At 46.7% G+C, this 1,028-nt stretch carries 1 protein-coding gene; it reads right to left on the bottom strand.

Annotation, left to right across the window (positions count from 1 at the left end):
- Positions 1-276 precede the first annotated feature (276 nt).
- A partial coding sequence (locus tag ACLW56_RS25260) for a hypothetical protein (RefSeq protein ID WP_330986345.1) occupies positions 277-1,028 on the bottom strand: 752 nt, incomplete at its 5' end.

Below are 1,028 nucleotides of genomic sequence, written 5' to 3'. Positions count from 1 at the left end.
TTGTCCCAAATGCACCCCGGCAGTGGGTGTTTTTTGCCCGATAACACAGAGATAAGCGAAGTGCTAAATGCCGCCGTTAGCCTCGTTCTGGTCACCCCACCTTGCTCAGGATGGAGTCCATATTACGTGGGTAGGATCACATCGAAAACATGCGGCAGAGCCAAAAAAATCCCCAACGAGGTTGTCAGGGATTGGGGTATAAAAACGATTGTCTGACTGAAAAGGTTGTAAACAATAACCGGTATCTGTCAGCGCAGGTCTTTATTGATATAATGATTAAGGCTTAAATGTTGAGTTGCGGGTAATGAGCCAGTGCTCTGCAATAGCACAGGTAACTTCCACGGTTTCAGCCACTGGATCCACAATTTTACATGTTAAATCATAAGGCGCAGCGGATAGATTAAACACCTGACTTTGTAATGATGTCCCCTTAAAAACAGCACTGCCACTCAGCGTAACGGTTACAGAAGGTGAGGTAATGTCTTCTGAATCAAAATAAATACGGTTCACATCTATCCCGTCTGCTTTTGCATTGCTGGTGACAACAAGCCGCAAACTATCTGTAAACGGAAATGCTGAAAAATCAAGCGTTCCATTAGCAGTATATGATTGATTGACCGTCACACTGGCGGGTACTGATTCAACATCGTTGTCTTTTACAGAAAATGACATGGGAACGGCGTTTATCACAGTCGTGTATGTGTTGCTTCCACTGTCGACAATAATAGCTGAATCGCCAACCGTCATTGTCAGAGTATCTCCCGTGTTACCGTATACAGATATAGTATTGTGCGTACTGTAGCTTTCATCGCTATTCAATTCGCTCAGTGCTGGTGCACCTGTGATGAAATAAACTTGAAACAGGTTAACAGTAATGGTGGTCGTCATCTGGCTGCCATTATCCAGAGAAGCCGTCACCTGCGTCGTGCCGGGATCCCCGCTGTCCGTCAGGGTGGAGGTTGCCTTTCCGTCAGCCCCCGTCACCGATGTCGCCGGGGTCACTGAGCCCAGGGTTGTACTCCAGTAAA

The organism is Pantoea sp. sgz302252, assembly GCF_047713085.1.
Classification (GTDB): Bacteria; Pseudomonadota; Gammaproteobacteria; order Enterobacterales; family Enterobacteriaceae; genus Scandinavium.
The sequence above is the reverse complement of the archived record's forward strand: the minus strand, read 5'-3'. Positions and strand labels throughout refer to the sequence as shown.